The organism is Collinsella aerofaciens, from assembly GCF_039836695.1.
Taxonomy (GTDB): Bacteria; Actinomycetota; Coriobacteriia; order Coriobacteriales; family Coriobacteriaceae; genus Collinsella; species Collinsella aerofaciens_BD.
Map to the genome: position 1 here is coordinate 1 of NZ_JBDPAC010000025.1, position 26,697 is coordinate 26,697.

Sequence of the window (26,697 nt, forward strand, 5' to 3'; positions counted from 1 at the left end):
AGGCCTGGCGTTAGCATGTCGCGATTCAATCTCGAAAACGGCATTGCCCAGTTGACAAAACTATAGGAACACCCCCCGGCCGGAGCTACGTTGCCTTTGCTGCGAATCCTCGTGTCCGTTGGCCGGCGCGCCCCACGCATAACCCTTATGTCGGTGGGCTGATGTGTTGCGTCCCGTTGGGCTATAAGGTTGAAATGAAGGTGGACAGGCGATTTAGGCCTTCGTCCAGGTTTTCGTCGGAGACGCAGTAGCTGAGGCGGATGTGGCCTTCGGTGCCGAAACAGTCGCCCGGGACTAGGGCTACGTTTGCTTCTTTGATGGCTTTGATGCAGAAAGCTTCGCTGGTTAGGCCGAACTTTTTGATGCTCGGGAAAGTGTAGAAGGCTCCTGCGGGCTCTACTACGTCGAGGCCCATGGCGTCTAAAGCTGCGAGCACGCGTTCGCGACGGGCTCGGTAGACTTTGAGCATGGGGGTTGGGTCGACGGTCAGGGCTCGGGCTGCGGCGTCCATTTCGAAGGAGACAGCACTCGATACTAGGTATTGGTGGGCTTTTGCGATCTCGGCGATGACGGGGGTTGCCGCTGCGAGCCAGCCCAAGCGCCAGCCGGTCATGGCCCAGGGCTTGGAGAAGCTCTCGATGACTACCGTCTGCTCACGCAGTTCCGGGTGGCGCTGGGCAAAGCGCTCGTAGCCATCCACGTAGACTAGGCGGTTATATACGTCGTCGCAGATTACGTAGATGCCCGCCTGCTCCGCTACGCGCGCCACGGCGTCGAGCGATGCCGCGTCGAGGATGCAGCCCGTAGGATTGTTGGGCGTGCAGATGACGATGGCCTTGGTCGCCGGCGTCACGCAAGCACGAAGTGCGTCCTCGTCAATCTGGAATTGCGCAGGCTCCGTATCCAAAAAGACCGCTTTGGCGTGATTGGCCACGACAATGCTCTCGTACAGGCCAAAGGCCGGCGTGGGGATGATGACCTCGTCGCCGGGGTTGAGCATAGCCATGAATGCTGCCGACAGGGCCTCGGTCGCGCCGTCGGTTAGGATGACCTCGTCGGCCGAAAACGTAAGGCTCGCGTCCCCCATGTAGGCAGATAACGCCTCACGCAGGGCGGGGCGACCGTTGTTGGGCGGATAGTGCGTGTCACCGCGGTCCAGTGCGGCGGTCACCTCGGCGCTAATCACATCGGGCGTGGGAAAATCGGGCTCGCCGAGCGCGAGCGCGATGCACCCCGGATGCCGGGCGGCGAGCGCGTTAATCCGGCGGATACCGGAGGGCTTGAGCATGGCAAGCGAGGTATTCATGGGCAGACGCATGGCGTTCCTTTCGTAAGGGTTGCACTAGGATAGCGCGGCGGGGCGCCACCAGACGGTGTAACCTAAACGGAAACGAGCCGGAAAGGAGATGGCATGGAGACGACCGCGCGCGGCGACGTACCAAAAACACTGCACACCATTGCGTATATCAGTATTCCCAATAGCGCCGATCTTGAGTTTTTGCTCTGGGACCTGCAGGATGCCATCGCCGCCTATGCTCAGCTTTCTGGCGCCGTGCTCCCCCGCCCGATCGATTTGGAGGCGGATGATGCCGGTGTAGTCGATGGCATGGTGCTCGCTGTTGATGATGCATTTGACGATGAGGCTATGATCGCTGTCGAGGAGATACTCAATCGCTTTGGAAATACAGAGACACGCATCTATGTCGTCGTCCAGGCCGCGTCCAAAAACAACAAGCAGGCGGACGAAGTCCTCGTCCGCCTATACCGGGCATGTATTCTACGTGACCTACCATGGTGTGACGGTGTTGTCATCTGTGCCGGCAGCGGCATCGCAGCGCTTCGCCATTCCCCACGCATGGGTCTCTTACGCCGGCCTTTTTCGGAAGCGATGGATAAGCTTGTGGGCGCTGTGCGCATGGGCTGCTCCGTTGAGCATGCGCAGCGACTTGGCGGCGGCAATGCCGAAAGCGTCGATGCCGACGGCATGGTGCGCGCCAAGCCCGCGCTGCCCGCACCGATCTGGCATGCCATCATGAAACGCCTCGGCACCCGCGCCCAACCAGATATCTAAATTACAGAGCGCCCCAATCAACGACATCGCGCCAGCGCTCGACAAGGCGTTCCAGGCGCCACGCCGCATTGGCGGGACTTGTCGACGGCAGAACGATGGCCGGCAGCCCGGTGCGCTCTTGTAGATAGCGCTTGTAGAGCCGACCTGCCGTGCCGCCGTTACAGACAACGACCTCGATCGACGCGGCATCGGTAATGCGCTCGATATGTGCCGGCACAACGTTGCGGATGCTCGCGTCGCTCGAGCCCTTAATGTCGCAGCTCTCGACCACATCCCACAGGGCCACGCCGCCGTTCAGCAGCATGGCCCGCTTGGCGGCAATGGAGGCATCGAGCGTCGCGGGCTCACCGCTTGCCAAAGGATCGCCCTCGTTGGGCGGCACAGGCATACCGAGGCACGTGGCCATCACACGCCAAAAGCGATTCTGAGGGTTGCCGTAATAAAAGGCATTGGCGCGCGAAAGCACCGAGGGAAACGACCCGAGCACCAAAACGCGCGAGTGCTCGTCAAACACGGGCTCAAACCCATGCTCAATATGTTGATAGCCCTCGTCAGATACGGCCATGGGCTAGGCTCTCAACAGATAGCGCACCTCGTAGGGTGCAAGCTCAAGGGTACCCGTCAGCTCGACCGTGGGCGCATCGTCGGCAAGCAGGTCGACGAAGGACCCGTTGAGCTCGCCGGCGCCAAAGGTGTAAGGCTCACCCACGGCATTCACCGCCACGAGTACCGTCGCGCCGTCACAGGCGCGCTCGAACAGCAGCTGCTTGTTCTGGATCACCACGTTGCGATAGGCACCGTAGTTGAGAGCACGGGCAGCCGCGTCGTCGGCCGAGCGAAGGTGCGCAAGCTGCGTGATGAACGCCGTCAGCTCGTTGGGCGCAGGCTCATCGAGCGCAGGTCGCAGCGCCCAGTCGCCATCGGGGCCACCCTTTTCGCCGGCAATTCCCCACTCGCTGCCATAGTAGACGCACGGGATGCCCGGCATACTAAAGAGCATGCCGTAGGCGGGACGCAGACACGACTTGTCGGTGAGGATACTTGCCAGGCGCGGCACATCGTGGTTGTCGACAAACGACAGCAGATGTTTGCCGCGGTAGATGCACCACGGATCGCCGCCAAACTGGCGGTGCAGCGAATGGGCGATCTCGAACATGTTGACCGAGTTAAAGCTGGAGTACAGGCCCTTGTAGCACTCGTAGTTGGTGCAGGAGTCGAGCATCTCGTCGTTGACGATTTGGTTGTAGTCGCCGTGGAGCGTCTCGCCGATCAGCACAAAGTCGGGCTTGAGCTCACGGGTAAAGACGTGCAGGCGGCGCATAAAGTCGCGGTCGAGCATATAGGCAACGTCCAGGCGCAGGCCGTCGACGCCAAAGACCTCGGCCCAGCGGCGCACGGACTCGAGCAGGTAATCGACCACAGCGGGATTTTGCAGGTTGAGCTTCACAAGCTCAAAATGGCCTTCCCAGCCCTCGTACCAAAAGCCATCGCCATAGCAGGAATCGGCGTCAAAGCTAATGTGGAACCAGTCCTTGTACGGCGAGTCCCACTTGCGCTCCTGCACATCGCGGAAGGCCCAAAAGCCGCGGCCGACGTGGTTGAAGACGGCGTCGAGCACCACGCGGATGCCGTGAGCATGCAGTGTGTCGCACACGGCGGCAAAGTCGGCGTCCCCACCCAGGCGACGGTCGATATGGCGCAGGCTGCGTGTATCGTAGCCGTGACTATCGGACTCGAGCGGCGGGTTGATGAGCACAGCGCCAACGCCGAGTTTTTGCAGGTAGTCGGCCCATTGGGCAATCTTCATGATAGGAGCATCGGGGTTGGGTTCGACATCGGCGGCCTGGGCGAGCTCATCCTCGGCAACGGGGGCGGCGTTTTCGCGCGGAGCTCCGCAAAAGCCCAGCGGATAGACCTGATAGAACGTCGTCTCGTATGCCCACATAGCAACCTCCCGGTAAGCTCAACACAACGACATCCATTGTATGCCCAGCTTGTATCCTCTCCCCCAAAATAAGTTGCGGTGGAATAGTTCCTGCTTGGACCTTCAGAGGCCTTAAACAGGAACTATTCCACCGCAACTGATGAGGGGACGTGATTAGGCGACAGACTTTGCGCGGCGTATGGCCGGGAACATCACCGTGATAGCGAGGATGACGCCCACGACGGCAATCGACCCGCCCGCGAAGCCGATCCAGGCGATACCGGGACCCGAAACCACGGCTCCGCCGATCGCGGTACCCGTGCCAATGCCCAGATTGAACAGGCCCGAGAAGATCGACATGGCGACGGCCGACGAATCTGCCGGCGTGTGCTTGATGAGCTCGGCCTGAAACGCCACGTTAAAGGCCGTGGCGCAGCAACCCCACAGTGCGCAGACGGCAAGCACTGTCACGAGCGACGATGCGGCCGGCCCCATGAGCAGCAGGGCCACCGGCACGCCGGAGAGCGTGATAGCCAAGAACGGGAAGCGATGCCCATCGAACAGGCGGCCGAACAGCCAGCTTCCGAGCAGACCGGAGCAGCCGAACGCCGTCAGCGTCATGGTGATAGCGCTTGCGTCGACATGGGCGACCTGAGCCAGGAAAGGCTCGATATAGCTGTAGCTTGCGTAATAGCCGGTCGCCATGAAGACCGTGACTGCGTAGAGCGCGATGAGGAGCGGGTTCTTGAGCAGCTCGGGCAGCTGTCTGACGGTAAAGCGCTCACCCGCCGGCATGGCCGGGAACACCGCTGCCTGGTAGACGGCCGCGATGGCTGAGAGGCCCCCGACCACGGCAAACGTCATGCGCCAGCCCACGGCCAAGCCAATGGCGCGACCGAGCGGCAGGCCAAAGATCTGCGCGATGGACGAGCCCGTAGCGATCATGCTGATGGCGAGCGCGCCGTGGCGAGTGTCGACCAGGCGCGAGGCCATAATCGAGGCGACTGACCAGAACACGGCATGTGCGCAAGCGACCACCAGGCGCGCGCAGACCAGGATGGGATAGGTCGGCGCCACAGCGGACAGGAACTGACCGAGCGAGAACACGGCCAGCACGCCCAGCAGCATCCGCTTGAACTCAAAGCGCGAGGCGAACACCATGAGCGGCAGCGACAGCAGCATGACGCCCCAGGCATAGACCGAAATCATGATGCCCGCCTGGGCCTCGGTGAGCGAGAACGACGCGGCGATATCAGTCAAAAGGCCGATGGGCATAAACTCCGACGTGTTGAACACGAACGCACAGCAGGTGAGCCCGACGAGTGGGAGCCACTGCTTGAGCGTGATGCCGTCTTGCCTTGTCTGAGTCATATATAACGTCTCCAATCGTTTTGAGCGGAGGCGATTATATAGCAACGGCCCCGCATCCGTCAGTACAGATGCGGGGCCGAAAACAATTCGATACACAGAGGTTGCGCCGTCAATTCATAACTAAGCCAACCCCAGCAATATGCCCGCCGAATGCACGACAAACGCCACGATCCAGGCAACGGCGACCTGAAACGCGAATACGGCCACGGCATAGCGCGCGCCCAACTCGCTCTTGACGGCGCCGATGGCCGCCACGCAGGGCGGGTACAGCAACGTAAAGACCAGGAACACGTAAGCGGTAAACGGCGAAAACATGGTCGACAGTGCCGCGGGTGAGGTCGCGCCCAAAAGCACGGTGAGGGTCGAGATGACACTCTCCTTGGCGATAAGTCCGGTGACGAGCGCCGTGGATGCGCGCCAATCGCCAAAGCCAAGCGGCGCCAGCGCCGGCGCGATGATGCTGCCGAGGCCCGCAAGCAGGCTTTGCGACTGATCGGCGACCACATTAAAGCGGATATCGAACGTCTGAAGGAACCAGATGACCACCGTAGCGGCAAAGATAATGGTAAAGGCCTTGGTGATGAAGTCCTTGGCCTTATCCCATGCCAGCATCACCGTCGTCTTGACGCTCGGCAGGCGGTAATTGGGGAGCTCCATGATAAACGGCACCGGGTCGCCCTTAAATGCCGTGCGGTTGAGCACCAAAGCCGCGACGCAGCCGACCACGATACCGATCAGATAGAGCGAGACCATGGCGGGAACCGTCGCCTGCGGGAAAAACGCCCCGCACAGCAAGCCGTAAACCGGCAGCTTGGCTGAGCAGCTCATAAACGGCGTGAGCATGACCGTCATCTTGCGGTCGTGCTCGGATGGGAGCGTACGGGTCGACATGATAGCCGGCACGGTGCAGCCAAAACCGACGAGCATGGGCACAAAGCTGCGGCCCGACAGGCCGAAGCGACGCAACACCTTATCCATAACAAAGGCCACGCGCGCCATGTATCCGGAGTCTTCCAGAATGGAGAGGAACAAAAAGAGCACGACGATAATCGGCAGGAAGGTCAGCACACTGCCCACGCCCGTAAGCACGCCGTCGACAGCCAGCGAGCGCACCACGTCGTTGGTACCGAACGCCTTGAGGCCCGCATCGGCCGAGGCGATGATGGCAGCGATACCGTCCTCCATGAGTCCCTGCAACGCCGCGCCGATCACGCCAAACGTCAGCCAAAAGACGAGGCCCATGATCACCAGAAACGCCGGAATGGCTGTGTAACGACCTGTCAGGATGCGGTCAATCTTGACGGAGCGCACGTGCTCGCGGCTCTCGTGCGGCTTGACGACGCAACGCCCGCACACGTCGCCGATAAAGCTAAAACGCATATCGGCCAGCGCAGATAGGCGGTCGGTGCCGGCCTCGCCCTCCATCTGGGTGATGATGTGCTCGATAGCGTCGAGCTCATTGCGATCCAGGTGAAGCGCCTCGGTTACCAGCTCATCGCCCTCGACCAGCTTGGTCGCCGCAAAGCGCACCGGGATGTGCGCCGTCACGGCATGGTCTTCGATGAGGTTGGCGATGCCGTGGATGCAGCGGTGCAACGCGCCGCCGTCCGGGCCATCGGGCGCGCAGAAGTCCAGGCGGCCGGGACGTTCGCGAAACCGCGCCACATGCAGGGCATGGTCCACCAGCTCGCCGATACCCTCGTTGCGTGCGGCGCTAATGGGAACGACCGGCACGCCCAGCAGACTCTCGAGCAGGTTGACGTCAATGGCACCACCGTTGGTCGTCACCTCGTCCATCATGTTGAGCGCGATGACCATAGGACGGTCGAGCTCCATGAGCTGCAGTGTCAGGTACAGGTTACGCTCGATGTTGGTGGCATCAATGATGTCAATGATGGCGTCCGGGCGCTCGTCGAGGATGAACTGACGGCTCACGACCTCTTCGCCTGTGTACGGCGACAGGGAGTAAATGCCAGGCAGGTCGGTAACGCTCGCCTCGGGATGGTTGCGGATGGTGCCATCTTTGCGGTCGACCGTCACGCCGGGAAAGTTACCGACGTGCTGGTTGGAGCCCGTCAGCTGGTTGAATAACGTGGTCTTGCCGCAGTTTTGGTTGCCGGCGAGGGCAAAATGCAGCGGTGCGCCCTCGGGCACGGCCGTTTTTGCCGCACGGGGCGAATACATCCCCTCGCCGAGTGCCGGATGCTCCGTCGTTCCGATTGCGGCGTTGGCGCGCGGACCGGTATCGGTGTCGTGCACATCCACGAGCTCAATGCGTGCGGCATCATCCTTGCGCAGCGTCAACTCGTAGCCACGCAGGCGAATCTCGAGCGGGTCGCCCATGGGGGCGTACTTCATCATGGTGACTTCGGTGCCCGGCGTTAGGCCCATGTCCAAAATATGCTGTCGGAGTGCCTGGTCGTCCGATGCCACCGATGCGACAACGGCGTCCTTTCCAATCTCGAGCGTATCGAGCTTCACGTCCGTGTTCCTCCCCCGGCGCCCACAGGGCGTTGCATTTATGTTCACCTTGGCTAACCGTTTGCCACGGCTAACCAATTTAACCATGCATGATAGCGCGAACACACAACGATGTTCAATCAGCAAATTGGCGCAATGGGGACAGGCAGGAGAGTTCAGGGCCATAGTTTCCCGATGAGGCCTCTCGGGGAAACTACATCCCAGAATTCCGGCTCGAAACGGGATATGGTTTCCCAAACAGGCCTCTTACGGAAAATGCATCCCGGAATCCCCGCTCGAAACGGGACGCGCTTTCCCAGTCGAGGCCCTATGGGAAACTGCGTCCCACCTTGAAAGGCAAAACTGGGGCGCAGTTTCCGGACGGGGCATCAAAAACGAAGTTGCGGTGGAATAGTTCCTGGATGGGCTGGTTGATGCCCCAGATAGGAACTATTTCACCGCAAGTTATTGAAGGGCTTGGATGCCGGGACTCTTACAGATGGCGCTCGAGGAAGCGGAAGGCCAGGCGGATCCAGGGACGGACTGCCACCTGCTTGTCCTCGTTGTCGACCGCGGTGTTGGCGTTGCCGAGCGAAAGGCCGTGACCACCCTGGTCGAAGACGTGCATCTCACAAGCGACGCCCTCCTCCGCCATGCGTTGGGCAAACGGATAGACCTGCGCGATCGGCGCCGTCTTGTCGTCGGACACGCCCCATACAAAGGTCGGTGGCATCTGACGCGAAACATGCGTGGTGGGGCAGATGTCGGCCAGATGCTCGTCAGTTGCCTCGCCGCCCGTAACCATCGACAGGTAGTCGTTGAGCAAATCGCGCCCCGTCTTGCCGCCCGTCTTGGGCACACGCAAGTCAATGCGCGGATCGCGCGTCTGCATGTCGCGCACATAGGCAAAGTCGAGCAATGGATAACCCAGCACCACGGCATCGGGACGAATGTCGTCCGGACGTACCCCGGCAAGTGCCGCGAAGGGGCCGGTCTTCCACTGCGTTGCCAGCGAGGCACAGATCATGCCGCCAGCAGAAAAGCCCACGACGCACACGCGCTTAGGATCGACATGCCACTCGTCGGCGTTGGCGCGCACCGTGGCGACCATCTTGGCAAGATCTGCCTGGGGGTGCGGAAAGCTCACGTCACCCGTAGAACTCGTGACATAGTTGAGCACAAAGGCCTGGTAACCGTGATCCAAAAACGCAAACGCCACAGGATCCTGCTCATGCGGAGCGATATGCGTAAACGCACCTCCGCCACAGATAATCACCGCGGGGCGGCGGCCATTCGGTTTATCGGGCAACGGCTCGGCACCCAAATACGTAAACGTCGCCGGATAATCCTCGGTCGGCTCCTCGCCCCACAGCGCATGGTTCTCGACAATCATATGTGCTCCCTTCGCGCAAATTATGCGCCCTTGTTTTTCGCCTTCAAGCGTACCCCACTTGAACCCGTGGCGCAGAAACACTCCGGCAATAAGTTTCCCTTCAACTGATATATCACATAATCCCAGTTCAGAGGTATCGTTGAGCAGCGTAGAATAGGGGCGTTGACCAAGCCGCGAAACACATGTGAAACGTTTCCGGCAAACCAAACGCGCGATATGCGCCTATTTAAGTTGGAGGCAACTATGGGTCTGCTCGATTCGCTTAAGTCCACCTTCACCTCGACCGGCGAGGCGTCCGTTCCGCCCGCAGCAAGCTTCGCTACCCGCGAAGGCGTCATCTATGCCCCCGTCAACGGCGTGCTCGTCAACCTGAACGAGGTTCCCGACGAGACGATCGCCTCGGGCATGCTTGGCCAGGGCTATGGCATCGAGCCCATTACCGGCACCATCTATGCGCCCGCCAACGGCCGCATCGGTGCCACCACTGTCACCAACCACTCCATCGGCATGATCACCGAGGACGGCCTGCGCGTGTTCATCCATGTTGGCCTGGGCACCGTGGAAATGAACGGCAAGGGTTTTGCCCGCTTTGTCGAGATGGGTGATGTGGTCAAGGCAGGCCAGCCGCTCATCAGCTTCGACCGCGAGGCCATTAAGGCCGCTGGTCACGAGGACATCGTGACCGTCATCGTCTCCGAGCTCGATCGTCTTAAGAGCATCGACCATGTCGGCGAGTCCGGAACGCTTATCGGCGGCAACCCGCTCGTCAAGCTGGGCGACCCGCTGCTGGTTGCCAAGACCAAGTAGCCAGGCCCCACGCCACACAGCCAAAAGGCACCTCGTCAAGCGCCCGCGACCATTTGGCCGCGGGCGCTTTTCGTTTGAAAAACCATCCCGCCAATGCCTTATCTGTATAGCCCAAATGAGCCGAGCTGCTAGAATATCGAACTGTATGGATAACTATCATTCAACCGTTATGGGAGGATACGTGAACCGCACCAAAATCGCGCAGCTCTATGCCGATGCCGAGTCGCTCGGCGGCCAGACCGTCACCGTCGCCGGCTGGGTCAAGTCCGTCCGCGACATGAAGAACTTTGGCTTTGTTACGCTCAACGACGGCAGCTGCTTCCGCGACCTGCAGGTCGTCATGAACCGCGAGGCACTCGACAACTACGACGAGATCGCCCATCAAAACGTCTCGGCCGCACTCATTTGCACCGGCACCGTCAAACTGACCCCCGATGCGCCCCAGCCTTTCGAGCTTTCTGCCACCTCCATCGAGGTCGAGGGCACGAGCGCCCCGGATTACCCGCTGCAGAAGAAGCGCGCAACCGTCGAGTTCCTGCGCACCCAGCAGCATCTGCGCCCGCGCACCAACCTGTTCCGCGCCGTGTTCCGCATCCGCTCTGTCGCGGCTGCCGCCATCCACCGCTTCTTCCAGGAGCAGGGCTTTGTCTACGTCAACACCCCCATCATCACCACGAGTGACTGCGAGGGCGCCGGCGAGATGTTCCGCGTGACCACGCTCGACCCCAAAAATCCGCCCCTCACCGAGTCCGGCGAGGTCGACTGGAGCCAGGACTTCTTTGGCAAGCATGCAAGCCTCACCGTGTCCGGCCAGCTCAATGCCGAGAACTTTGCCATGGCCTTTGGCGACGTGTACACCTTTGGTCCCACCTTCCGTGCCGAGAACTCCAACACCACGCGCCACGCCGCCGAGTTTTGGATGATCGAGCCCGAGATGGCCTTTGCCGATCTGAACGACTACATGGATAACGCCGAGGCCATGCTCAAGTACGTCCTTAAGGACGTCATGGCAACCTGCCCCGACGAGCTCAATATGCTCAACAAGTTTGTGGACAAGGGTCTGCTCGAGCGCCTGGACCATGTCGCCAACTCCGACTTTGCCCGCGTTACCTACACCGAGGCCGTCGAGATCCTGGAGCAGGCCGTCGCCGCCGGTCACAAGTTTGACTATCCCGTGAGCTGGGGCATCGACCTGCAAACCGAGCACGAGCGTTTCCTGACCGAGGAACACTTTAAGCGACCGACTTTTGTGACCGACTACCCGGCCGAGATCAAGGCCTTCTACATGCGCATGAACGACGACGGCAAGACCGTCGCCGCCGCCGACTGCCTGGTGCCGGGCATCGGCGAGATCATCGGTGGCTCCCAGCGCGAGGAGCGCCTGGATCTGCTCGAGGCCCGCATCAAGGACCTGGGCATGAATCCCGAGCAGTACAAGTACTACCTTGACCTGCGCCGCTACGGTTCCTGCAAGCACGCCGGCTACGGTCTGGGCTTCGAGCGCTTGGTCATGTATCTGACCGGCGTGGGCAACATCCGCGACGTCCTGCCGCACCCGCGCACCGTGGGCAACGCCGACTTCTAATCGTCGGACGCTAGCTCGCGTCGCCACACGCCAACGCTCATCGCACAAGCGCCTCTCGACATCGGTCGAGAGGCGCTTTTTTCAACAGCATCCGTCAAGCTTTTGGCAAGTTTTTGGTCAGTTGAGCAGGGCTGTTGAAAACTCGACCCGCCGTTTGCCGACGACTACCGACCGCCCAGAGCGCCCTGCGCCCCTGGGAAAGCCCCGCGTCCTAGGCTCCATACCGTCGCCACCCAAAACGGAAAGGACGTGGGCACGATGACCGAAGCCGCTGTTGAAACCTACGACACCACGACGAGGGGCGCCGCCTCGATGGCAGCCTATCGCGCCGTTCGCATCCTGCAGCTCTTGAGCGAAAACACCGGCGAGGACAAGGCCATGCTTTCCGATGAGTTGATCCGGCGCCTCGCCCATCCCGACGACCCCGCCCGCATGCCCATCTCGGCGGCGCGGCGCAGCATCTACACCGCCATCTCCGCGCTTCGCCATGCCGGATACGAAATTGAGTACAAACGCGGCGTGGGCTACAAACTTCTTACCCGTCCGCTCACCGACGAAGAGATCATCCGGCTCCACGGTATGGTCATGCGCAACCGCTCCACGCCTATCGCTATCCGCAAGAGCATGGCGCAGCACTTAGTTGCCATGGCGAGTGCCGACGTTCGCGGCTACCTCGATACACCCGAACCCGTTCCGAGCGCAGGCAGCAAGGCTACCAAGTCAACACGCACGCCCATCAAGCGCATCGACACGTGCGAGCTCGTCGAACAGGCCATCGACCACGGAACCACGGTGAGTTTTGATATTTCGAGCGTCACGACACGCGGCGAAACCGAAGCAGCACGGATGACACTCCGTCCCTTTGCCATCAGGCAGCGCGATGGCATCTCGTATCTGCTGGGAACGGTCTACGACGCCCGAGGCACCGACGATACGCTGCGCACCGTCGAGATCGCCCGTATGAGAAACGTCACCACACGTCTCCTCGACGGCAAGAAGCTCTTCGCCGCCCTGGACGAGGACGACGCCTCCTCCGCCGCATAAGACCCTCCGCCGCCCATTCGACTACCCGTACCGCCCATCCGATTCTGTATTAAAAAACCCGCCAGGCTGTTGTAAAAATGGACATCAGCGCTACTATAGTTCCACTTGCACTTTGTCCCAGTGCAGTGTTTCCAGCCATTTTTATACTGGGGGTAATGATATGAAGGACATCACCATCAGCCGCAGGAGCCTTCTGGTCTCCGCTGGCCTGCTCGCGCTCGCCCCGCTCGCCGGATGCGGCGGCAACTCTGGTTCCGGCTCTGCTGCCACCGGTTCCGACTACACCATCGGCGTTCTGCAGCTCACCGAGCACTCCGCACTCGATGCTGCCAACGACGGCTTTGTCAAGGCCATCAAGGAGAGCGGCCTTAAGGTCAAGATCGACCAGAAGAACGCCCAGAACGACCAGTCCACGTGTAAGTCCATTGCTGACAAGTTTGTGGGCGACAACGTCAACCTGATTTATGCCATCGCCACGCCCGCCGCGCAGGCTGCCGCCGGCGCCACGGCCGATATCCCCATCGTGGGCTGCGCCATCACCGACTACGCCGCCTCCGGCCTGGTCCAGGACAACGACAAGCCCGGCACCAACGTCACGGGTGCTTCCGACCTCACCCCGGTCGCCGAGCAGCTCGAGATGATGCAGAAGGTCCTGCCCGACGTTAAAAAAGTCGGCCTGCTCTACTGCACCGCCGAGTCCAACTCCGACGTCCAGATCAAGGCCGCCAAGAAGGAGCTCGACAAGCTGGGCCTCGAGTACACTGACTTCACCGTCTCGAGCTCCAACGAGATTCAGTCCGTCGTCGAGTCTGCCGTGGGCAAGGTCGACGCGCTGTACTCCCCCACCGACAACACCATCGCCGCGGGTGCCTCGCAGGTCGGCCAGATCTGCAAGGAGAACAAGCTCCCCTTCGTGACTGGCGAGGAGGGTATGTGCATGGCCGGCGGCCTGTTCACCCTCTCCATCAACTATGAGGACCTGGGCTACGCCGCGGGCGAGATGGCCGTTAAGATCCTGAAAGGCGAGGCTAAGCCCGAAGACATGCCGATCAAACACCTCTCGAGCAAGGACCTGGTCGTCGTCAAGAACGACGAGATGGCCGAGGCCCTGGGCATCGACCTTTCCGCTCTGGACGCGTAATACTATACGCGGCATGCGTCTAGAGCCCGTGCTCGCGCTTTAGCTGCGTTATTCAATATCTGAGCCACAGGGGCGGGCGCTGTAGACCGGCGTCCGCCCTGCTTGTTTCAGGTAAAACAAAACGTCTGTCCGCAGCTCTTTTATGCATTGTTACCGCTATTATGGAAAATCACGTGTCCACCCTATCCTAGGAGGTATGAAGCATGCTCATTGCATTGCAGGGCGCCGTTTCGCAGGGCGTCCTCTGGGGCATTATGGTGCTTGGCGTGTTTATCACGTTCCGCCTGCTCGACATTCCCGATATGACCTGCGACGGCAGCTTTGCCCTCGGCGGCTGCGTCTGCGCTGTGCTCATCGTCAATAACAACGTCGACCCGCTACTCGCCGTGCTGGCCGGCATGTGCGCCGGCGCCATCGCGGGCGCCGTCACGGGCATTTTGACCACCGTCTTTGAGATTCCCGCGATCCTCGCCGGAATCCTCACCCAGATCAGCCTGTGGTCCATCAACCTGCGCATCATGGGCAAGTCCAATACGCCCATTCTTGCCAAGGGCACCGTGTTTTCGGCCGTCAGCAATATGACCGGTCTGCCGCAGTCCACCGTTGCCATCATCTTGGGCATCCTGCTCGCCGTGGCTATCGTTGCCATCCTGTATTGGTTCTTTGGCACCGAGATTGGCTCGGCGCTGCGCGCCACCGGCAACAACGAGTACATGATCCGCGCCCTGGGCGTCAACACCAACTCCACCAAGATGATCGCCCTTGTGCTCTCCAACGCCCTCATCGGCCTTTCGGGCGCGCTCATCTGCCAGAGCCAAAAGTATGCCGACATTGGTATGGGCACCGGTGCCATCGTTATCGGTCTTGCCGCCATTGTTATCGGTGAGGTGCTCGGCCGTCTGCTGCCCGGCGGCCTCACGCAGTTTAGCGTCCGTCTTGCCTCCGCCGTCTTTGGCTCCGTGGTCTACTTCCTTATCCGCGCCATCGTGCTGCAAATGGGCATGGACGCCAACGACATGAAGCTGCTCTCCGCCGTGATCGTCGCCGTGGCCCTGTGCGTGCCCGTGGTTTGGGAGCGCTATAAGCTCCGCAGCTCCTACACGAAGGGGGATGAGGCAGATGCTTAAGCTCTCGCACGTCAAAAAGACCTTTAACAAGGGCACCGTCACCGAGAAGCGCGCGCTCACCGGCGTCGACCTCACCCTGAATGACGGCGACTTTGTAACCGTGATTGGCGGCAACGGCGCCGGCAAGTCCACGCTGCTCAACATGATCGCCGGCGTATATCCGCTCGATTCGGGCGTTATCGAGCTCGACGGCAACGATATCTCGCGTCTGAGCGAGTCGCAGCGTGCCAAGTACCTGGGCCGCGTGTTCCAGGACCCCATGCGCGGCACCGCAGCCGACATGCAGATTGCCGAGAACCTGGCCCTCGCCAAGCGTCGCGGCCAGCGTCGCGGCCTTTCGTGGGGCGTCACCAAGGCCGAGAAAGATGAGTACGTTGAGCTGCTCAAGCGCCTGGACCTTGGTCTGGACACGCGTCTCAACGCCAAGGTCGGCCTGCTCTCGGGCGGACAGCGCCAGGCACTCACCCTGCTGATGGCCACGCTCACCAGGCCGCGCCTGCTGCTGCTCGACGAGCACACCGCGGCCCTCGACCCCAAGACGGCCTCTAAGGTGCTCAACCTGACCGAGGAGATCGTCGACGAGAACCACCTGACCACGCTCATGGTCACGCACAACATGAACGACGCCATCCGTCTGGGCAACCGTCTGATCATGATGCACGAAGGCCACGTGATCTACGACGTGGCGGGCGATGAGAAGAAGTCGCTCACCGTAGCCGACCTGCTGCAGAAGTTCGAGGAGGTCTCGGGCGGTGAGCTCGCCAACGACCGCATGCTGCTGAGCTAAAACCTGCCAAAAAGGGACAGGTTTATTTTGGCAGATTTTATCTGCGCAAACGTCAAAACCGCCGCTAAGGGACAGGCGCCCTTGCGGCGGTTTTCGCATATTATGTCGATAATCCGATATTCAACCAGACATTCTGGCTAAGGACTAAGGAAACTGCCATGAAAAGACTCCCCCGCCTTGCGTTAGCCACCGCGTTGTTTGCCGGCGCGCTCGCAGGCATCCCAAGCCTCGCTTTCGCGGGGAACCTGCCCGCCGCTATTGACGGCTCCGTGGCCGTCATGCACACCAACGACATCCACGGCAGCTACAAGTACAGCTACAACGCAAGCAAGGGCACCGGCACTGTGGGCTTTGATGGGCTGGCGGTTCTCTATAGCGCCCAGGGCAACGCCCCCGATCTTTTGCTCGATGCGGGCGACACCTTCCACGGGCAGTCCTTCGCCACCATGAGCGAGGGCAAGAGCATCGCCGAGCTCATGGACACCTTCTATGCAGACGGCTACGACGCGACCACGCCGGGCAACCACGACTGGAGCTACGGCGCGGACAAGCTCCGCACCATGACCGGCTACAGCCCCACCGGCACGCCCTTCGCCATGCTCTGCGCGAACGCAAAGTCTACGAGCGGCGTATGGAGCTCGAGCATCACGAAGACGCTCGATCGCACCTGGGAGGATAGCGAGGATCACTCCGCATTCGACTACAAAATCAAGGTCGGCGTCGTGGGTGCCATGGATGAGTCGCTGGAATCCTCGCTGCGCGCGGACCTGGTCGCGGGCACGTCGTTCTCGAGTGCCGCGAACGCCATCAATGCCGAGGCAGAGCAGCTGCGCAAGGAGGGCTGCGATGTTGTTGTGTGTATCGCGCACACGCTCGACGCCAAGACCTTTGCCACGCGACTCCGTGGCGTCGATGCCCTTATCGCAGGCCACGAGCACATCAACCTTAACGAGAAGGTGACGGGAGCCGACGGCAAGACGATCCACGTTGTCGAGGCAGGCAGCGCCTTTGCCGAGGTGGGGCTGCTTTCCATTCCGTACAAATACGACACGAATGGCACCGAGACGACCGACGATGACACGGTCACGGTCCCTGCAGACGACAGCAACGAGAAGCTCTGCACCGCCAAGAACGTCAACGACCTTTTGGCAGACCCCGACAAGGGCTCCGACTACCAAAGCCGCCTTGAAGCCGTCCGCAACAAGATCAAGCCGCTCGACGAGGACTTTGAAAACGAATCGAACAAGGTGCTCGGCACATCCACCACCAACTATTTCTACGGCGAGGACGCCGCAGGCACGCATGGTTGGGAAATGGTGCGCACCACCGATTTCCGTCCCAGCAAGGAGGGCGACACCACCAAGGCCCAGACCATCGGCCACGTGATTTGCAGCTCCTATCTTGACCTGACGGGCGCGGACCTCGCTATCGAAAACGCTGGCGGCATCCGCGGCGGCATCGCGGCGGGCAACGTGACCGCCGGCAACGTCATCGCCATCTCGCCCTACGGCAACACCGTGGAGACCTGGACCATGACCGGCGCGGACTTCCTCGCAGCGCTCGAGCACTCGCTACAAATCAGCGACGATTGCAACGACAGCTACGAGCTTCAGCAGGCTTATGTGGCGGCCGGTCACACCGAGCAGGAGGCGCAAGACACGTACAAGTGGCGCGACGACTCCGGCAGTGTCCTTTCCTTCGGCGGCATCAACGTGACAATCGATTGGACACGGCCCGAGGGCAAGCGCATTGTGAGTGCCACACTCACCAAAGACGGCAGCACGCTCGACCCCGCCAAGACCTATACCGTCGCCACCAACAACTACATCATCACCAACACGACCGACTTCCCCACCTTCGCAAACGCCACCAAGCACACCGAGTGGGGTACCTGCGAGTCAGCGCTAAGGGCGCTGATCGGGCAGAACAGCTGGGAGAGCAAGATGGCCTCGCTCGCGGGCACCATCAGCTTTGGCTCCGCTGCCGTGGACCCCACGCCCACACCGGCCCCGACGCCTAAGCCCTCGCCTAAGACGGACACGACGACCACGAAGGTCATCACCAAGAAGACGACCGGTAAGCTCGCCGCAACGGGAGACCGCACGCTGGCAGTAGTTGGCGCGTGCCTTATCGGCGGCATCATCGTCATCATTCTCGGCATTATCTGGAAGCGTCGACGCTAAGCTACACCGCCGGGCCTTGCAGCCCCGCCGCGTAAACCTTATATCGAGCACAGAAGCCCGTCCGAATTTGATCGGACGGGCTTCTTGGTTGGTATCATGGTTGGACGATCATTAGGAGGTTTTCCCTACATGGAATTGTTTGAGCCGATTCTTCATTTCTTTGAGCAACGGTGGGTCCACAACATCATCTGGGCCGTCATCTTGGCGATAGGCACCGCCGTCGCCGCCAAGGTCGTATCCAAGACCCTGAACCATCTGCTTAACCGAGACGATAACCCGCTACCGGCATCGAGTATCTTCATCAACATCGCGCGCGCCGTCATCTGGATGATCGGCGGCAGCTTTATCCTCGACAACTGTTTTGGCATTAATGCAAACGCCCTCGTCGCCGCTCTTGGCGTCGGCGGCATCGCCATCTCCCTGGGTTTCCAGGACACGCTCTCAAACCTTATCGGCGGCATGCAAGTGACCTTTATGGGCATCATCAAGCCCGGCGACAATATCGAGGTCGGCGGTGTGTCGGGCGTGGTCCAAGACATCACTTGGCGCCATACAACGATTGAGGATGCCTGTGGACAGACCATCATTGTGCCCAACTCCAACATCTCCAAGAACACGCTCGTGCATTTGATGCCCTTTGGACGCGTGGCCGTGCCCGTTGCCGTAAAGGACACGTCTAAGTGGGCTTCCCTTGACGCGCTGGCAGACGAGCTCACGAGCGCAACCAAAACGGCCGTCTCGCCCATCTCGGGCTTTGACAAAGAGCCCTACGTGCTCTTTAGCGAAATCGGCGACTTTGGCATCAAAGGAAAGATCATCTTTATCGTCAGCGACGACAGCACCACCTTCGCGGCAGCCGACGCCTGCATCCGCGCCATCGCCCCCATCATCGCCTAAACCACCACAAAGGGGACAGGCACCTTTGTGGTGGTTTTCATTCGTGGTACCATGGTTCATATAGTTGTTTAAACGACTTAGGGAGCAACATTATGGAAGAGGCCTATCGTCAAGCACGCAAGCGCGGCGAGCAAGGACGTCGACGCGCCATTAGCCAAAGCGAGCATCCATACCTTACTGACCTCGACAGTTTGGTTGCCCAGCTCCCCTTAGGTCAACGAGAGAATGTCGGCCTAAGGGATATTCCGCTCGAAATGGTCGTCGGCACGGTCACCAAGGGCCGTCAGTCTGCCTTTTCATGCAACTTCATGCCCCTGTTGCCGTTTAACACCGAGTTCGCCCGCAAGTGGTCCAACCTCTACGACATCCAGGTAACCGAGGGCTATCGCGACCCCATCATCGTCACCGAGTTCATGCATCGGTTCTATGTCCAGGAAGGCAACAAACGCGTTAGTGTCCTCAAATTCCTGGACGCTCCAACAGTTTCGGCTAGGGTCACCCGTCTCTACCCCGGCAAATGGGATTCCGTCGAAAGCCGCCTGTACGGCGAGTTCTGCGCGTTTTGGCGCGTCTGCCCCCTATACGAGATCGAGTTCTCGCGTGAGGGAAGCTACGAAACGCTTGCCAAGATGCTCGGTCAGAACCTCATCGAAAAATGGCCGCAAAAAAAGGTTGACTACCTGCGCCACACCTTCCTGCTCTTTAAGCGCGCCTACCTTCGCGCAGGCGGCGACCACCTGGATATTACGCCCGCCGACGCCATGCTCGTCTACCTCAATGTGTACAACCAGGACCGCCTGCTAGATACGCCGACAGATATCGTCGTAAACCGCCTGTGCAAGATTTGGCGCGAGCTGGTCATTGCCGGCAAAAATGACGAGGACAAGGTCGATCTTGTCGAAACACCGAGCGTCGACGAGGAGGAGACGCCCGCCAAGTCCACCTCCGGCGTGCTCAACTTCTTTATGGGCAAGACCGTCTATTCGGCGGCCAATCGCCTGCACATCGCCTTTATCCATGAGTTCCCGTGTGCGACGTCGAGCTGGGACAGCCTGCACGACCAAGGGCGTCAGTATCTCGATGAGCACTTTGGCGGTATCGTGCGCACCGAGGCGTTCGAGGACTGTCACGATCCGGACGTGTTCTACGCCGCCGTGGAAACGGCTGTCAAACATGGGGCAAACGTCATCTTCTCGACCTCGCACCGCCTGATGGAATACACGCTCAGGGCTGCCGTTGAGTATCCCCGGGTTCGGTTCCTCAACTGCTCTATCGGCCTTCCCCACCAAAGCGTCCGTTCGTACTTTGGCAAGATGTACGAGGCCAAGTTTCTCCTGGGCGCCCTTGCCGCCAGCATGGCGGACAACCACCGCATCGGCTACCACGCGTCGGTCTTCGCCTCGGGCGCACTCAGCGAGATCAACGCCTTTGCGATTGGCGCCTCGCTGCTCGACCCCCGTGCGCAAATTATCCTGACCTGGGGCGATGTGCCCGCCGGAGGCCTTGCCGAGGCTATGTGCCGCGAAGGTGTAAGCGTCATGACCGGCGCCGACATGTCAAAGTCGCTCGAAGACCCCACGGCCTACGGACTTCACCGCCTGGTCGATGGCAAGGTTACCGGCATTGCCATGCCGGTATGGAACTGGGGCCGATACTACGAGCTTATCGTGCGAAGTCTACTGCATGGCACCTGGGATGAGACCAGTGACGCCAGCCAGGTTCGCGCCGTCAACTACTGGTACGGCATGAGCTCAGGCGTTATCGACATTCGCTACGCTCCGGGCCTGCCTTATCAGACGCGCAAGCTTGTTCAGCTCCTCCGCAATGGCATTGTTGAGGGATCCATCAACCCCTTTGGCGGCGAGCTCCATGGCCAGAACGGCGTGGTACAGATCGAAGGCTTCCCTCCGCTGCCGAGCACGCAGATTGTCGAGATGAATTGGCTGGCGGACAACGTGGTGGGCACCATTCCGCAGCTCGACGATGAGCCGAAAGTCCCTGCCCTATGAAAATCCTTGCCATAGCCGATACCGAAGAACGATGCCTTTGGGAGTGCTTTCGCAAGGAACGCTTTGAGGGAGTCGACCTGATTTTGTCCGCCGGCGATCTGGACCCGGACTATCTTGAGTTTTTGGTTACGGTCATCAACAAACCGCTCATCTACGTGCGCGGCAATCACGATGACCGCTACGCACGTCATGCACCGGGCGGATGTATCTGCGTGGAAGACAGCGTGTACACGTACCGAGGGATTCGCATTGCGGGCCTTGGCGGGTCCATGCGTTATCGCGACGGCGCCAACATGTACACCGAACGCGAGATGTCCAAGCGCATGCGTAAGCTGTCGCGTAAGGTTAGGATGGTCGGCGGGTGCGACATTCTGCTTACCCATGCACCCGCCGCCGGTATGGGTGATCTGGACGATCTGCCGCATCGAGGGTTCGAGTGCTTTAACACAGCACTCGAATCCTGGAATCCCGACTACATGGTGCACGGGCATGTACACCAAAGCTACGGCTACGATTTTCAGCGCGAGCGGCAGCATGTGTGTGGAACGACGATCATCAACGCCTGCGGCTATACGCAGTTTGAGCTCGACCAGACGCGCTACCCCATCCGTGGCTGGCAGGCAGCCTGGCTCAACTCGCAAACCATGCGCCGCGAGCTCAAACGCCACGATGCTATCGAGTCCTCAACAGCCAGAACCCCCTGGTAACCACCTTTAAGGCTTGACGCTGCGCCGGCCCCAAGCACCCCATCTCGCCCCTCAAAACGTCGCTCGCGTACCAAAGTACGCGTCGCTCCTCTTTCGGGGCGACCTGGGGCACTTGGAACCGGCTCGCTGCGATGCCATAACATTGACGCCAAAGTGCCAAAACCACCACAAAGGTGCCTGTCCCCTTTGTGGTGGTTTTGACCCGAGATAGCAAGAAACCCGGTCCTGCACGGGGCAGAACCGGGTTTCTTTAGCAATGCTTGCTTTGCTCAGGCAGTAACTGTTAGTTACTCAGCCAGGAAGTCACGCTGGACAGCGGGATCGACCTTGACGCCAGGGCCCATGGTGGAAGACACGGAGATGGACTTGACGTACTTGCCCTTAGCAGAAGAGGGCTTGACGCGCAGGATCTCGGTGTACAGGGCAGCGTAGTTCTCGACGAGCTGCTGCTCAGAGAAGGACTTCTTGCCCAGGGGCACGTGGCAGATGCCGTAGCGGTCGGCGCGGTACTCAACGCGGCCAGCCTTGAGCTCGGAGACCATCTTGGCGACGTCCATGGTCACGGTGCCGAGCTTGGGGTTCGGCATGAGGCCACGGGGACCAAGGATCTTACCGATGCGGCCAACCTTGGCCATCATGTTCGGCGTAGCGATAGCTGCGTCGAAGTTGATCTCGCCCTTCTGGATCTGAGCGACGAGCTCGTCGGAACCGATGATGTCGGCGCCGGCAGCCTCAGCCTCGCGGGCCTTCTCGCCCTCGGCGAAGACGGCAACACGAACGGTCTTGCCGGTGCCGTGGGGCAGGGAGATGGAACCACGGATGTTCTGGTCAGCCTTACGAGTATCGATGCCCAGACGGAAGTGGGCCTCGACGGTCTCGTCGAACTTGGCGGTGTCGAGCTCCTTGATGAGCTTGGCAGCCTGAAGGGGGGTGTAGAGCGTGGCGCGGTCGATCTTCTCGGCAGCGGCGTTATAGCTCTTACCATGCTTAGCCATGTGCATTACCTCCTGTGGTTAAACGGGCGTGAGCCCTCCCACATCGTATCGTGTGCCCTATTGCACACATTTAACGGGCGCCCCGGTCGGAGCACCCGTCGTTACCATAAGAAATCGCTACTCAGCGATGGTGACGCCCATGGAACGGGCGGTACCGGCGATGATCTTCTTGGCGGCGTCAATGTCGTTGGCATTGAGGTCCGGCATCTTGATCTCGGCGATCTTGGTGAGCTGCTCCTGGGAGAGCTGACCAACCTTGTCAGCCTGGGGCTTAGCGGAACCAGACTTGAGGTTCAGCTCCTTCTTGATAAGGTGAGCCGCCGGCGGGGTCTTGGTGATGAAGGAGAAGGACTTGTCCTCGTAGACAGAGATCTCAACGGGGATGATGTCACCCTTCTTGTCCTGCGTCTCGGCGTTAAAGGCCTGGCAGAACTGCATGATGTTCACGCCAGCAGCACCCAGGGCGGGGCCGACGGGAGGAGCGGGGTTAGCTGCACCAGCAGGAATCTGGAGCTTAATGACGTTGGCAACCTTCTTCTCAGCCATGGTCATTCCTTTCGAATCACGAGTGTGAAGTACTTGCTATATCGTAAGCACGCACGTGTTAGAAGCACTCCTGAGATGAGCAGTCACAGAAGAAGCACGCTCGCGCGAACGGACGAAAACTTAAGCGATGACAGCGACCTGGTTAAAGTCAAGCTCGACCGGCGTCTCGCGGCCAAAGATCATCAGCGTGACCTTGAGCTTGCCAGCCTCGGTGTTAACCTCGGAGACCTTGCCATCAAAGTCGGTAAGCGGGCCATCGGTGACGCGGACGGACGTGCCGACCTGAATATCAACCGAGGTGCGCTTGGGCGAATCGCCCTTACCGGGACGACGAGTCATCTTATTGTACTCATCGCGGGAAAGCGGTGCGGGCTTACCGTTGCCGCCTAGGAAACCGGTGACGCCGGGCGTGTTGCGAACACACGTCCAAGCATCGTCATCCATCTCCATGCGGACCAGGACATAACCCGGGAAAATCTTGGAATCCTTGGTCTCGCGCTTGCCACCCTCTTTAATCTCGGTGACGCGCTCCATAGGAATCTCGATATCAAAGATACGGTCCTGCATGCCCATGGTCTCGATGCGATGCTCGAGATCGGACTTAACGCGGTTCTCGTATCCAGAGTAAGTGTGAACGACGTACCAACGCTTAGACATGGTTTAGCCCCTCAATCCAGAGAACAGAGCAAGAGCCTCGCCAAAGCCAGCATCGAGCAGAGCGATGACGACGCCGACGACGACCAGAGAAGCGCAGACGACGACCGAGTAGTTCACGAGCTCCTTCTTATCGGGCCACGTGACACGCTTCATCTCGGACTTGACCGAAGCGAAATACTTCTTGGTGCGGGCGAAGAAACCAGGCTTCTCGTTCTTCTTGGACTTCGCAGCCTTCTCGTTCTTCTTGGCAACGGCCTTCTTGGCCTCAACCTTGGAGTTGGCGGCAGCTTTGTTGGCAGGTGCCGGCTGCTGAACCTTCTTCTTGTTCTTCTTGTTGGCCATTTGGGTTACCTCCGCGCAATGCGCTTATACATGAGTAAACCGTAAGCCCCCAAGTGGGAGCTTACGGAATAATGACTGGCACGCCAGGAAGGACTCGAACCCTCAACACTCGGTTTTGGAGACCGATGCTCTACCAATTGAACTACTGGCGTATGTGACTAGAGACTAGCGAGTCTCTTTGTGCAGCGTGTGGTGACGGCACCAGGGGCAATACTTCTTGATCTCCATACGATCAGGCATGGTCGACTTGTTCTTGGTGGTCGTATAGTTGCGGCGCTTGCACTCAGTGCACGCAAGAGTAACTAGAGTACGCATGTATCCTGAACCTTTCATTTCCGCCCCGTACGGGCACGAGTTGTTACTTTATCAGCTCCACGTAAGTGCTGTCAATGAAAACCTCGAGTCAATTGGTTCTCGGTGGATCCATTCATATTTGGAACACATCAATGAAGCCATCGAGAGCTAATCGACGGTGCATCCAGGACCATTATCGATCCTCTCGACACCAGCAACGGCTCAATATCCATTGCAGAAAAGAACCCGGCACCCATATAAGTGCCGGGTTCTCTAAGTCAGCTATATCAAAGAGCTAATTTACTCAATGATCGTGGAGACGATGCCCGAACCGACGGTGTGGCCACCCTCGCGGATAGCGAAGCGCAGGCCCTCCTCCATGGCGATCGGGTGGATGAGGTCGCCCTCGATGGTGATGTGGTCACCAGGCATAGCCATCTCGGTGCCCTCGGGGAGCTTGACCGTACCGGTAACGTCGGTGGTACGGAAGTAGAACTGAGGACGATAACCATCGAAGAACGGGGTGTGACGGCCGCCCTCCTCCTTGGTCAGAACGTAGATCTCGCCGGTGAACTTGGTGTGCGGGGTAACCGAACCGGGCTTGCAGAGAACCTGGCCGCGCTCGATGTCCTCGCGCTTGATGCCGCGGAGCAGCAGACCGACGTTGTCGCCAGCCTCGCAGAAGTCCATGGACTTACGGAACATCTCGATACCGGTAACGACGGTGTTCTGGGTATCCTTGATGCCGACGATCTCGACGGGCTCGTTGAGCTTGAGCTCACCGCGCTCGACACGGCCGGTAGCAACGGTACCACGGCCGGAGATGGTCATAACGTCCTCAACGGCCATCAGGAACGGGAGGTCGTTGTTACGAGCAGGCGTCGGGATGTACTCGTCGACGGCCTTCATGAGCTCGCGGATAGCGTCCATCCACTTGGCGTCGCCCTCGAGAGCGCCCAGAGCGGAACCACGGATGACAGGGATGTCGTCGCCGGGGAAATCGTACTCGGAGAGGAGCTCACGGGTCTCCATCTCGACGAGGTCGATGAGCTCGTCATCGTCGACCATGTCGCACTTGTTCAGGAAGACGACGATGTAGGGAACGCCGACCTGACGGGCGAGCAGGATGTGCTCGCGGGTCTGAGCCATGGGGCCGTCGGTAGCGGCGATAACCAGGATAGCGCCGTCCATCTGAGCAGCGCCGGAGATCATGTTCTTGACGTAGTCAGCGTGGCCCGGGCAGTCAACGTGAGCGTAGTGACGGGCAGCGGTCTCGTACTCAACGTGGGAGACGGAGATCGTAATGCCGCGCTCGCGCTCCTCGGGAGCCTTGTCGATGTTCTCGAACGCAGTGAAGTCAGCCTTGCAGCCCTCGGTCTCGGAGAGAACCTTGGTGATGGCAGCGGTCAGCGTGGTCTTGCCGTGGTCGACGTGACCAATGGTGCCGATGTTAACATGCGGCTTAGTGCGCTCAAACTTCTCTTTGGCCATAAAGCCCTCCTCTAAACAGGTCGTCCCCGGACGGGACTTTGCCTTTATACCATAGTGGCCTCTCAACATACTATTGAGAAGCCACCGTGTTACCTATGGTAGCGGTGACTGGATTCGAACCAGTGACGCCACGGGTATGAACCGTGTGCTCTAACCAACTGAGCTACACCGCCGGATGGAGCCTGCAACCAGACTTGAACTGGTGACCTCTTCGTTACCAACGAAGTGCTCTACCGACTGAGCTATACAGGCACTTGACGGGTGGGAGCTATAGGATTCGAACCTATGTAGGCAGAGCCAACGGGTTTACAGCCCGTCCCCATTAACCACTCGGGCAAACTCCCAATCGTTCAAGTATCCGCAGGTCCTTTGGTCTTTTGGACCGCCGCCCCCGCGAACGAAAAAGATAATACGATGCAACCTTGGGGGCTGTCAACGAAAACCTCTAGATACACGGTGCCGGGCGTATCTATATAGCTGTGACCTGCGGTTTTGTTGAGTTTGGATATGAAGGACGGTGGTTTTGGATACTGAGGTGACGTTTCCCGAGGTAACACTTTGGTGTAGTGGAGTACACCTTCAGTATCGAACTTCGATACCGGCTTATTTGCACCTATATATAGGTCGAGATCGGGGCTTCCCAGACAGAAGATTGCTCTTCCCAGGCAAAATCGAGCGTGGATTTTCTTCCGTTTGAAATCGAGCGTGGATAATCTGCCACTTTTGGCGTGCCCCCATGGCCAAAGTGGCAGATTATCCACGTTCGTTCATCCGATAATCCACGCTCAGGGGGGGTGTTCCTATAGTTTTGTCAACTGGGCAATGCCGTTTTCGAGATTGAATCGCGACATGCTAACGCCAGGCCT

General features: G+C 59.8%; 23 protein-coding genes and 4 tRNA genes. 11 read left to right on the top strand and 16 right to left on the bottom strand.

Annotation, left to right across the window (positions count from 1 at the left end; genetic code table 11):
* Positions 1-181: 181 nt before the first annotated feature.
* Positions 182-1,318 (bottom strand): pyridoxal phosphate-dependent aminotransferase, encoded by a 1,137-nt coding sequence (locus ABG996_RS09455; protein WP_347479723.1) that lies wholly within the window; start codon positions 1,316-1,318, stop codon positions 182-184.
* A 93-nt stretch (positions 1,319-1,411) separates the two neighbouring features.
* Here ABG996_RS09455 and ABG996_RS09460 point away from each other — a divergent pair, with 93 nt between their 5' ends.
* Entirely contained in the window at positions 1,412-2,071 is a 660-nt protein-coding gene (locus ABG996_RS09460; RefSeq protein WP_347479722.1) for a hypothetical protein, read from the top strand.
* Position 2,072: 1 nt separating this feature from the next.
* Here ABG996_RS09460 and ABG996_RS09465 read toward each other — a convergent pair whose 3' ends face one another.
* The 5 genes from ABG996_RS09465 to ABG996_RS09485 all read right to left on the bottom strand — a co-directional run bounded on the left by ABG996_RS09465 (position 2,073) and on the right by ABG996_RS09485 (position 9,219).
* Positions 2,073-2,636, bottom strand: a complete 564-nt coding sequence (locus tag ABG996_RS09465) for a uracil-DNA glycosylase family protein (RefSeq protein WP_347479721.1) — start codon at positions 2,634-2,636, stop codon at positions 2,073-2,075.
* A gap of 3 nt (positions 2,637-2,639) precedes the next feature.
* Positions 2,640-4,016, bottom strand: coding sequence for an alpha-amylase family glycosyl hydrolase (locus ABG996_RS09470; RefSeq protein ID WP_347479720.1), 1,377 nt, complete (start codon positions 4,014-4,016; stop codon positions 2,640-2,642).
* A gap of 153 nt (positions 4,017-4,169) precedes the next feature.
* Positions 4,170-5,366: an MFS transporter gene (locus ABG996_RS09475; RefSeq protein ID WP_347479719.1), complete on the bottom strand. Its 1,197-nt coding sequence runs from the start codon at positions 5,364-5,366 to the stop codon at positions 4,170-4,172.
* A gap of 120 nt (positions 5,367-5,486) precedes the next feature.
* Positions 5,487-7,847: a ferrous iron transport protein B gene (gene feoB / locus ABG996_RS09480; protein WP_347479718.1), complete on the bottom strand. Its 2,361-nt coding sequence runs from the start codon at positions 7,845-7,847 to the stop codon at positions 5,487-5,489.
* Between the two features lie 472 nt (positions 7,848-8,319).
* Complete coding sequence (locus ABG996_RS09485) at positions 8,320-9,219, bottom strand: alpha/beta hydrolase (protein WP_138113119.1); 900 nt, start codon at positions 9,217-9,219, stop codon at positions 8,320-8,322.
* Between the two features lie 243 nt (positions 9,220-9,462).
* Here ABG996_RS09485 and ABG996_RS09490 point away from each other — a divergent pair, with 243 nt between their 5' ends.
* The 10 genes from ABG996_RS09490 to ABG996_RS09535 all read left to right on the top strand — a co-directional run bounded on the left by ABG996_RS09490 (position 9,463) and on the right by ABG996_RS09535 (position 21,506).
* Complete coding sequence (locus tag ABG996_RS09490) at positions 9,463-10,026, top strand: PTS sugar transporter subunit IIA (RefSeq protein WP_040359007.1); 564 nt, start codon at positions 9,463-9,465, stop codon at positions 10,024-10,026.
* Between the two features lie 181 nt (positions 10,027-10,207).
* Positions 10,208-11,611 carry an asparagine--tRNA ligase gene (asnS, locus tag ABG996_RS09495; RefSeq protein WP_347479717.1) on the top strand — a complete coding sequence of 468 codons (1,404 nt, stop codon included), beginning with the start codon at positions 10,208-10,210 and terminating at the stop codon, positions 11,609-11,611.
* 258 nt (positions 11,612-11,869) lie between these two features.
* Positions 11,870-12,655 (top strand): hypothetical protein, encoded by a 786-nt coding sequence (locus ABG996_RS09500; protein WP_347479716.1) that lies wholly within the window; start codon positions 11,870-11,872, stop codon positions 12,653-12,655.
* 160 nt (positions 12,656-12,815) lie between these two features.
* Positions 12,816-13,796 (top strand): ABC transporter substrate-binding protein, encoded by a 981-nt coding sequence (locus ABG996_RS09505; protein ID WP_347479715.1) that lies wholly within the window; start codon positions 12,816-12,818, stop codon positions 13,794-13,796.
* Between the two features lie 203 nt (positions 13,797-13,999).
* Entirely contained in the window at positions 14,000-14,923 is a 924-nt protein-coding gene (locus tag ABG996_RS09510) for an ABC transporter permease (protein ID WP_055250277.1), read from the top strand.
* Positions 14,916-15,710, top strand: coding sequence for an ABC transporter ATP-binding protein (locus tag ABG996_RS09515; protein WP_215694685.1), 795 nt, complete (start codon positions 14,916-14,918; stop codon positions 15,708-15,710). The genes ABG996_RS09510 and ABG996_RS09515 overlap by 8 nt, the downstream gene beginning before the upstream one ends.
* 158 nt (positions 15,711-15,868) lie before the next feature.
* Positions 15,869-17,893, top strand: coding sequence for a bifunctional metallophosphatase/5'-nucleotidase (locus ABG996_RS09520; protein WP_347479714.1), 2,025 nt, complete (start codon positions 15,869-15,871; stop codon positions 17,891-17,893).
* Between the two features lie 129 nt (positions 17,894-18,022).
* Positions 18,023-18,790 carry a mechanosensitive ion channel family protein gene (locus ABG996_RS09525; RefSeq protein ID WP_347479713.1) on the top strand — a complete coding sequence of 256 codons (768 nt, stop codon included), beginning with the start codon at positions 18,023-18,025 and terminating at the stop codon, positions 18,788-18,790.
* A gap of 92 nt (positions 18,791-18,882) precedes the next feature.
* Positions 18,883-20,799 (top strand): BMP family ABC transporter substrate-binding protein, encoded by a 1,917-nt coding sequence (locus ABG996_RS09530; protein WP_347484004.1) that lies wholly within the window; start codon positions 18,883-18,885, stop codon positions 20,797-20,799.
* Positions 20,796-21,506, top strand: a complete 711-nt coding sequence (locus ABG996_RS09535) for a metallophosphoesterase family protein (protein WP_022093891.1) — start codon at positions 20,796-20,798, stop codon at positions 21,504-21,506. The genes ABG996_RS09530 and ABG996_RS09535 overlap by 4 nt, the downstream gene beginning before the upstream one ends.
* Before the next feature lie 287 nt (positions 21,507-21,793).
* On the opposite strand, the gene rplA is transcribed toward ABG996_RS09535, so the two are convergent.
* From rplA to ABG996_RS09585, 10 genes are all read right to left on the bottom strand, one after another.
* Positions 21,794-22,501, bottom strand: a complete 708-nt coding sequence (gene rplA / locus ABG996_RS09540; RefSeq protein ID WP_022093892.1) for a 50S ribosomal protein L1 — start codon at positions 22,499-22,501, stop codon at positions 21,794-21,796.
* 117 nt (positions 22,502-22,618) lie between these two features.
* On the bottom strand, positions 22,619-23,047 hold the full coding sequence (rplK, locus tag ABG996_RS09545; RefSeq protein ID WP_022093893.1) for a 50S ribosomal protein L11: 429 nt from the start codon (positions 23,045-23,047) through the stop codon (positions 22,619-22,621).
* Between the two features lie 120 nt (positions 23,048-23,167).
* The gene (gene nusG / locus ABG996_RS09550; protein ID WP_006234984.1) at positions 23,168-23,704 is read right to left on the bottom strand and encodes a transcription termination/antitermination protein NusG; all 537 of its coding nucleotides are present in this window, start codon (positions 23,702-23,704) and stop codon (positions 23,168-23,170) included.
* 3 nt (positions 23,705-23,707) lie between these two features.
* Complete coding sequence (gene secE, locus ABG996_RS09555; RefSeq protein ID WP_347479711.1) at positions 23,708-24,046, bottom strand: preprotein translocase subunit SecE; 339 nt, start codon at positions 24,044-24,046, stop codon at positions 23,708-23,710.
* Positions 24,047-24,122: 76 nt separating this feature from the next.
* Positions 24,123-24,198: transfer RNA gene (locus tag ABG996_RS09560), tRNA-Trp, on the bottom strand.
* Positions 24,199-24,211: 13 nt separating this feature from the next.
* The gene (rpmG, locus tag ABG996_RS09565) at positions 24,212-24,361 is read right to left on the bottom strand and encodes a 50S ribosomal protein L33 (RefSeq protein WP_022093895.1); all 150 of its coding nucleotides are present in this window, start codon (positions 24,359-24,361) and stop codon (positions 24,212-24,214) included.
* A 279-nt stretch (positions 24,362-24,640) separates the two neighbouring features.
* Positions 24,641-25,831 carry an elongation factor Tu gene (gene tuf, locus ABG996_RS09570; RefSeq protein ID WP_035137538.1) on the bottom strand — a complete coding sequence of 397 codons (1,191 nt, stop codon included), beginning with the start codon at positions 25,829-25,831 and terminating at the stop codon, positions 24,641-24,643.
* A 96-nt stretch (positions 25,832-25,927) separates the two neighbouring features.
* Positions 25,928-26,004, bottom strand: a tRNA-Met gene (locus ABG996_RS09575).
* A 3-nt stretch (positions 26,005-26,007) separates the two neighbouring features.
* Positions 26,008-26,083 (bottom strand) — tRNA-Thr (locus ABG996_RS09580).
* A 10-nt stretch (positions 26,084-26,093) separates the two neighbouring features.
* Positions 26,094-26,175: transfer RNA gene (locus tag ABG996_RS09585), tRNA-Tyr, on the bottom strand.
* Between the last annotated feature and the right edge of the window lie 522 nt (positions 26,176-26,697).